Below are 8,013 nucleotides of genomic sequence, written 5' to 3'. Positions count from 1 at the left end.
CCGAACCCCGCGAGGGATCGATGCGAAACACGGCAAAGCCATCGGCCCGGAAGCACCAGGTCCAGAGGTTCGCCCCGTTCTCCGGGTGGCCCGTCTCGTCGATCCCCAGATACGCCTGCTTCGCCAACGCCCCCGCCAGTTCGTCGTACGGCCCGGTCAGGGCCGCCGAGGCCTTCTGGATCACCCTGGCCAATTGACCGGTGCTCAGCGACAGGCCCAAGACATCCTTGAGAAACGTCTGGACCGTGGCGTACGACATATGGCACGCCGACTTCTGATACGCGATCAACGCCGAGAGCTTCGACCCCACCAACCCGCCGGCGGCCACTTCCGGCGGCAGCGGGGCGAGCACCATCCGGCCCGTGCGCTGGTCCAGATACTTCCGCGCCCGGTGCTCGGTGATCTCGAAGGGACGCTCGACCAACTCGATCTGCTGGACCACATGCCAGTCGTCCAGCGGGACCAGCCCCGCCGCGTCGCCCGGCTCGCCGTTTTGCCGTAAGTCCCTTGCTGTGACGCCGTTTACGTCCGAACCGTGCTCCCCCGGTTCGAGTCCAACCGGGCCATTGGTTCCACGGTTTCGGTCCCGTCCGTCCGCATGGATTACCCTTCCATCGCCCTGAAACCAAGGCCGCACAAGGCGTTGGCGTAGCTATGGTTATGAGGGGATGGCGCGGCGCGGAATTGTGATTGCCGGCAATATTTCTAAAGTGCCTTCGGTTTCTTTTCGATACATCCAGTGCATCCGTGGGCAGCGCCTTTATAGCAGTGGGAGAATGACATGGGTCAGCTATCGCTTGCCAAGGTGGTCGAGGTGCGCGCAGACAAATGCGTGAATTGTCATGCCTGCATCAGCGCCTGTCCGGTAAAACTCTGCAATGACGGCAGCGGAGATCACGTGACGATCAACGACAATCTCTGCATTGGATGCGGCAGCTGCATCCGGGTCTGCAAACACGGGGCGCGGCAGCCCGTCGACGATCTGGAGGCTTTTCTCTCGGATCTGCGGCGTGGCGTGCCGATGGTGGCGATCGTCGCCCCAGCGGTTGCCGCCAACTTTCCGGGCGAGTACCAGAACCTCAACGGCTGGCTCAAGGCCGAGGGCGTCTCAGCCGTCTTCGACGTCAGCTTCGGCGCCGAGTTGACGGTCCAGAGCTATCTTCAGCATATCAAGGCCAACAGCCCCAAGTGCGTCATCGCCCAGCCGTGTCCGGCGCTGGTCACTTACATGCAGGTCTATCAGCCGGAATTGCTGGAACACCTGGCCCCGGCTGACAGCCCGATGGTCCACACGATGAAAATGGTCCGTCGGTACTACAAGAAGTATCGCGACCATCGGTTCGTGGTGCTCAGTCCGTGCATCGCCAAGCGGCGGGAGTTCGACGAGACGGGCTACGGCGATTACAACGTCACGTATTCCCGGCTGACGGAGTACTTCAAGAATCGAGGCGTACGTCTGGCGGACTATCCGGAAGAGGAGTTCGACAATCCTCCCTCCGAGCGGGCGGTGCTGTTCAGCACGCCGGGCGGCCTGATGCGAACGGCTGAGCGATGGTCCAAGGACGTTCGCGGCATCACGCGGAAGATCGAGGGCCCGCACGTCATCTACGACTACCTGCGCAAGCTACCGGAGATGATCCGTCAAGGCACGGCCCCGAAACTGGTGGATTGCCTCAACTGCGATATGGGGTGCAACGGTGGGACGGGCACGAATTCGGCCGAGAAAAGCCCGGACGAAGTCGAATGGCTCATCGAGCGGCGAAACGAGGAGATGCGTGCGCGATACGCGGGCAAGTTCGCCCAATCCGACAAACATCTCCAGAAGCGAGTCGTCAGGAACATCATGAAGCACTGGGAGCCGGGCCTGTACGACCGGTCGTATCTGAACCTTTCGAGCAACCGGCGGTACGCGTTTCCGACTGAGCAGCAGAAGCAGGCGATCTACCGCAGGATGCGGAAATACGAGAAGGCCGACTTTCTGGACTGTTCGGCCTGCGGCTACGGCACGTGCGAGCGAATGGCGGTGGCGATCCACAACGGGCTGAACAAGCCCGAGAACTGCCAGCACTACCGCTTGGCGCTGGTCAAGGAATTCCAGCAGCGGAACAAGGAACTGGCCGAAACCTCGGTCGAGCAGATCATGAAGGTCGTCCATACGGCTGAGACCCAGCAGGAGGCCTTCTCGACGTTGCGACAGCAGGCCGACGAACTGGCGGCGACCACGGCGGAACTTCAGCCGATCGCCCGGGCGATCTCGGACATCGCGTTCCAGACCAATCTGCTGGCGCTGAACGCGTCGATCGAAGCGGCGCATGCCGGAGAAGCCGGGCGTGGGTTCGCCGTGGTGGCCAATGAGGTCAAGGGCCTTGCGATCAATTCGCACGAAGAGGCTGAGAAGATCGGCCCGTACATCGAACGGTTTATCAGGACCTTTGGCGACGTGGTGAGCCAGATCAGCGACGCGCACGACCAGAACGCGCAGTCGGTGAATCTGGCGCGGGAGGTCATGAAGGCCGTCCAAACCATGGCGGATGAGGGTTCGATCGAGCGGATCGCCGAAAAGAGCGCGTTCGGCGAGTGACGGTCATTGCTGCATTGGCGATATCGCCTGCGTCGCATTGAGCGGGAAAGGCGATCACCGGAGTCCCGATGCACGTCGGGGCTCCGGTTTGTTTTCAGTTCTCGCCGTGACGCGGCGAGGCGTCCTGACGGCACAAGCCCGCCCCTAATACAATCCTAACAATGCTCTGGCCCGATCCTGTGATAGAATGTCGTTATCACGTCAAAGTCCTGTACCGAAGCCGAAAACAGAGGTAACAGAACGATGCGCACCAGACCACGCGAGAACGAAACGGCCACCATGTGGTGCTGGGACTGTCGGCGGGAGATGACCTTCCACTGGATGGAGTTGATCGGGCGGACCGCGTTGCGGTGCAAACGGTGTAATTCTGTCAACATCGAGCGGTTGCCGACGCTGGAAAGCGTAGCGCCGGCGGAAGGCTCGTCGGCGGTCGTCTGCTCCTGATGGCCGCCGACGTATCTGTTCGGGACGGATCGTGACCTGTCTCTTCTCGCCGCTTTCCATCGGAAGCCTCGCCAAGGGCCGCATCGCGATCCGCCCTGCTGCCTCCACCCGACCTGTGTGGATGATTCTTCGGGGTGGACACCGCACCATGCTGACGGTATTCTCTGAACCTCACGCCGACCGGCGGTCCGGTCGGCACGATATCCACCGGCGGAGAGTGGCCCATGGCGCAGTCGGAAACGTGGATTGCGGACTTTCGGACGGTTGGGCAGGGGCGTGACGGGCTGGAGTTCGTGCCGTACGTTCGCAACGGCCGCGAGGGCTGGATGCTCCGTTTGGCTGAAGGACACGGCACACCGGTTACGGTGCCGACGTCAGCAGGGGGGTGGCATGAGATTCACCTGGGTTTCTGGGGTGATTCCGGGGTCCGCGTGCGGCTCTCGGGCGAGCCGTGGTTCGACTGGGTGGAAACCACGGTGCGGTGGGACTGGGACGGCGGGAGCGGTGAAGAGGCGTTCTGGAAGATCGCCGACCTGACCGGCCGGTCGCTCGAGATTCTGCCGATGCCGGGTTTCGAGCGGCGCTGGACGTCGCACCGGTCGCAGATCGCCTACGTTCGGCTGGTGAAGATTTCGGAGGCGGAGGCGCAGCGGCGGCTCCGGGAGATCCAGAACTCTCCGACGCGGACGGCGGGCGCGGTGATCGACGGCCATGAGGCCATCGGGGCCAATTGTCCGACGAGCCCGGATGAAGTGCGGGCCATGATTGCGGGGTTTGCGGGCAGTGATTTCAAGCGGCTGCACTTCGGCTGCACGTGCACGACCATGCGGGTACTGTGGCTGAGTAAGGTGGGCTACTACCTCGGGCAGGATCAGCCGCCGGAGAGACTGAACTCGGATGTCAATCGCCGCTGCCGGCTGGCCTTTCTGGCGGCCGAAGAGCAGGGCTACGATCCGCTGGACGTGCTGATCCGCTTCGCCGACGAGAACGGCATGGAGTTGTGGCCGTCGTTCCGCATTCAGCAGGACTACCCCGCCGACTACGCGGGCGGTTTCGGCTACGACTTCAACTCGCCCATCACCGACGCGCATGCCGAATGGCGGCACGTGGACCGCCGCGGGCAGGTGTGCAGCCACTGGTTCAGCCACTTTCATCCCGGCTGGGAGCAGTACAAGCTCGATTTGCTGGCTGAGGTCGCCCGCAAGGGGCCGCCGGGCATTCATCTGAATCTCATGTGCGAGGCCGACGTGCTCTGGGATTTCGCCCCCCACGCAGTCGCCCAGTTTCGCGAGCAATACGGCATCGACCCTTGTGCCGGCGACCAGCCGCCGCCGGAGTGGTACCGGTTTCGCTGCGATCATCTGACCGCGTTCATGCGGCGTTTCCGCGAGCAGACCAACGCGATCGGCCGGCAGGTCGGCCGCGAGATCAAGATCGCCGTTCAAGTCTCGGGCGACTGGAGCATTCTGGCCGGCAAGGAGTTCGGCGCCCGGACGACTCCGGCGAACTTCCTGTACGGCTTCGACATTCGGCGCTGGGCCCAGGAGGGGCTGGTCGACGTGATCGCGCCGTCGTTTCGCCGCGACTATCGGCCGATGTTCCTGGACCACGTTTACGAAGAGCTCGGCGAGGCCCGCCGCCGCATCGAACTGGCCCCGTCCATCGGGCAGTATCACCCGGCTGTGTTGCCGCGCGGCTACGACTGGAGCGTGTACTTCACCGACGTCGGCGAGGGCCGGACGGACCTGGTGCCGTTCGGCGAGATCGACGCCTGGCGGATCCTCCGCGAAGCCCATGACCTGTACCGGCAGGGGGCGGATTCGGTCGACGTCTGGGAGATGGGCGAGGCCCCGGTGCGCCGGGCGCGATGGAATGTCCTCAAGCACATCGGCGACCGCGCCATGCTGGATCGTGAGTTCGGCACGCGGGTCAGTTCCATGGCCGGCGATCCGCCGAACGCGGTGCGGTTCGACCGGCCGTGAGTTGCCGGCACTAACCCTGGACTCCCAGCAATTCGGCGGCGTTGTTCCAGAAGTAATCCTCGACGTCGCGATCGGAGAGCCGCAGGACCTCGAACGCGCAGCGCACCGCCCGCAGGTTCTCCAAGCCGATGAGCACCGGCCGCCGTCCGTACGCCACACCGTCCCAGATCGGCGCATCCTCGTCCAGCCACATGAACGAGTCGCCGACCGGGAAGTTCGTGCCGCGAAGGTGGGAACAGAAGAAGTCCGAGGCGTAGAGGACGTTTTTGGCGCCGAAGAACTGCAGGCACGCGATCACCGCCAGCGGATTGCACGCGACGGAGGTGTCCACGTACAGGTTGGGATGGCGCTCCAGACGCCGCAGCCCCTCGATCAGGTGATATGGGTTAAAGCCGCGGGCGCAGTGGTCGAGGATCAGCCGCATGTTCGGATAGTTGCGGCAGTAGTGGTTGATCCAGTGGATATTCGACGGATCGGCCAAACTCCGCGAGCGGTGCTGATGCAGTGTGACCGTCCAGCCCTCACGATCGGCCAGCCGGGCGATCCATTCCGGAAAGTACTCGGGAATCTCGGCGTTCTCCTTGTCCGGGCGGTTCAGAAAGCCGGTGAAGACCTTAAAGCCGCGCAGGCCAAGACGTTTGACCTCCGCCGCGGTGAAGTCCGGATCGTCGTCCGGCCGCACGAAGTACTGGCCGCGGGCCAGCGGATCGCGGCGAATCTGCTCGGCGACCCATCGGTTCTGGCTGGCGGTGTCGGTGGGAAAGACGGCTGGGAAGGCGAAATGCAGGCCGTGGACTTTACGATCGGGCAGGATCCAGCCGATGGCCTTGCGATACACGTCGAGGCCGACCTCAACCGGCGCCGCTTGGACGATCAGCGGCGGATCGTCGCCCCAGTCCTGTCTCCGCCAGAGGTGGGCGTGCACGTCGTAGACGCGGTCGGGTACGAAATCATTGAGGTATCTGTCAAAGCACTCGCGATCGTCGTCGGTGGTCATCCAGTTCATGGCGATCAGGCATCCTTTGTCCCATGGCCGTTGTGACGGGCGATAATCTGGACCACCTCCAGCAGGTCGCGGATCACGTAGTCGGCGATATGGGCGTAGTCGGGGGTTGGGCGGTCCTCGATGAACAGGGCGGTGGTCGAACCGGCGCGACGGCCGGCTTCGACGTCGAAGAGGTAGTCGCCCACGACCAGGGCGTTGTGCGGCGGAACGTCGAGCCGGCGGGCCAGTTCGATCACGCCGTCCGGCTTGGGTTTCATCTGGGCATCGCCGCGGGCCAGAACGGCTTCGACGGTGAACCCGTGACGATCCGAAACGATCCGCACCGCCTCTCGGCAGTTGCGGGTCAGGATGCCGCAGGGGATATCCACCGCGTCGAGTTGGGCCAGAAGCTCCCTGGCCCCGGGCATGACCCGGCACCGCTGCGCCCCGGCCAGTTCGGTATCGAGCAGCAACCGCTCAGCTTGGCAGCGGTCCTCGCCCTCCATCTCCAGAATGGCCTCCCACACCGGCCCATGTTGTATCCCGAGCCGCCGGCGCAGGTCGTTGAAATCAACCTCCAGGCTGATCAGCGTGCCGTCCAGATCGAATATGACCGCTTTGATCTCGTTCATTTTCCGTTGTCTTAAGTGTCACGGGGAATAAGATAAATATAGCATGGCAAACCGGCCCGGGACAATCGGCAAATGGTTCGCAGCGGCGATGGTGGTGCTGATTCCTTCGTCCGCGATGGCCGATCAATCGTGGTGGAACCGCCGCTGGTCTTTTCGCCGTGAAATCCTCGTCCAGGCGAATTCCGAGCCGTTCACGGAACTCAAGCTGCGCGACGACCGTCAGGCGGCAGCCGTCTCGGTGGTGACCTTCGGCCATGCTAAACCCGATGGCGGGGACCTGCGCATCGTCGGGCCCGACAATCGCCCACGACCGCTGATGATCCTGGGCATCGGACCGGGCGATCTGGCGCGAGTGGCCTTTCCGGTCAGCGGGAGCGGTACGCAGCGATACTACCTCTACTACGGCAATCCGCAGGCGGCGAAGGAAGAGCACGATTGGCGACCGACCACCGGGCTGCTTCTGGAGACCTGGACGTACAAGAGCGGCGCCATCAACACGCCGGCGGCCATCGTCGAGACGGTCGAGCAGAAGGCGGGCGACCTGGTCGGCCGAACGTTTCTGCCTACGATCTCCGTTCCTCGAAACATCCTGGGCCCGCAGAACCAGACCTGCAACCTGTACACCGGCTACCTCTTGTGCCGCAGTCCCGGCGCGTATCGGTTCGCCATCAGCACCAACGATGCGAGCGTGCTGCGGATCGACGGCAAGGAGGTGGTCGCCTGGCCCGGTCGCCACGGCTGGGTCGGCGATGTCCGGCATCAGGGAACGATCGACCTGGACGCCGGCGTCCACGAGCTGAAGCTCTACCACGTGAACCTGAGCAACCAGGGCGGGGCGGTGGCGGCGTGGGGCCCGCCGGCGGCACGCTACATCCATGTGATCTCGCCCAACGACTTTTTGCCGACGGCCTCGACCGAGGTGGGGCGGGTTGAGATGCAGGGACGCTCCTTTGTGGCCGATTTCGCCTACCGCCAAGAGTCGTTCGCGGTCGTCGACAGTTGGGAGATCTACCTCTACGAATTCCAAGCGGTGGCGCCGGAGCGGCAGCGGAAGGTCGAGTACATCTGGGACTTCGGCGACGGCCAGACCCTCGAAGGCCAGAAGGTCAGGCATGTCTACCTAAATCAGGGCATCTTTGATGTGACCTTGAGAATTCGGGCGGGACTTCGCTCAGCCGAGACCAAGGCGAAGGTCTACGTCGGTCCCAACCTCGCCGACTGGCGTGCTGAGCCGGTGAGCGTTCGGGACTATCTGGCCGTGTTGAGCACGTACGACTTCGCCAAGCTCCCGATGGTGCAGGCTCTCGGCTTGATGAGGCTCTACCTTCTGGTGGAACGGCCCGATCTGGCGATCCGGACGGGACAGGCGGTCCTCCAGGATGACCGGCT

General features: G+C 63.6%; 7 protein-coding genes. 4 read left to right on the top strand and 3 right to left on the bottom strand.

Annotation, left to right across the window (positions count from 1 at the left end; all coding sequences use genetic code 11):
* Positions 1–442: transposase (locus GXY33_14245; GenBank protein NLX06294.1), on the bottom strand; the 442-nt coding region annotated here is incomplete at its 3' end.
* Between the two features lie 339 nt (positions 443–781).
* Here GXY33_14245 and GXY33_14240 point away from each other — a divergent pair.
* From GXY33_14240 to GXY33_14230, 3 genes are all read left to right on the top strand, one after another.
* Positions 782–2,581 carry a 4Fe-4S binding protein gene (locus GXY33_14240; GenBank protein NLX06293.1) on the top strand — a complete coding sequence of 600 codons (1,800 nt, stop codon included), beginning with the start codon at positions 782–784 and terminating at the stop codon, positions 2,579–2,581.
* 243 nt (positions 2,582–2,824) lie between these two features.
* Positions 2,825–3,025: a hypothetical protein gene (locus tag GXY33_14235; GenBank protein ID NLX06292.1), complete on the top strand. Its 201-nt coding sequence runs from the start codon at positions 2,825–2,827 to the stop codon at positions 3,023–3,025.
* A 224-nt stretch (positions 3,026–3,249) separates the two neighbouring features.
* A complete protein-coding gene (locus GXY33_14230) occupies positions 3,250–5,007 on the top strand; it encodes a family 10 glycosylhydrolase (protein NLX06291.1) in 1,758 nt (585 codons plus the stop codon).
* A 10-nt stretch (positions 5,008–5,017) separates the two neighbouring features.
* Here GXY33_14230 and GXY33_14225 read toward each other — a convergent pair whose 3' ends face one another.
* Positions 5,018–6,013, bottom strand: coding sequence for an amidohydrolase (locus tag GXY33_14225; GenBank protein ID NLX06290.1), 996 nt, complete (start codon positions 6,011–6,013; stop codon positions 5,018–5,020).
* Between the two features lie 5 nt (positions 6,014–6,018).
* Positions 6,019–6,624, bottom strand: coding sequence for an HAD family hydrolase (locus GXY33_14220; protein NLX06289.1), 606 nt, complete (start codon positions 6,622–6,624; stop codon positions 6,019–6,021).
* Positions 6,625–6,667: 43 nt separating this feature from the next.
* Here GXY33_14220 and GXY33_14215 point away from each other — a divergent pair.
* The coding region (locus tag GXY33_14215; GenBank protein ID NLX06288.1) for a PKD domain-containing protein at positions 6,668–8,013 on the top strand (1,346 nt) is incomplete at its 3' end.

The sequence above is a fragment of the Phycisphaerae bacterium genome (assembly GCA_012729815.1).
GTDB lineage: Bacteria > Planctomycetota > Phycisphaerae > JAAYCJ01 > JAAYCJ01 > JAAYCJ01.
Note: the sequence above shows the minus strand (reverse complement) of the source record. Positions and strands in the feature narration are given on the sequence as shown.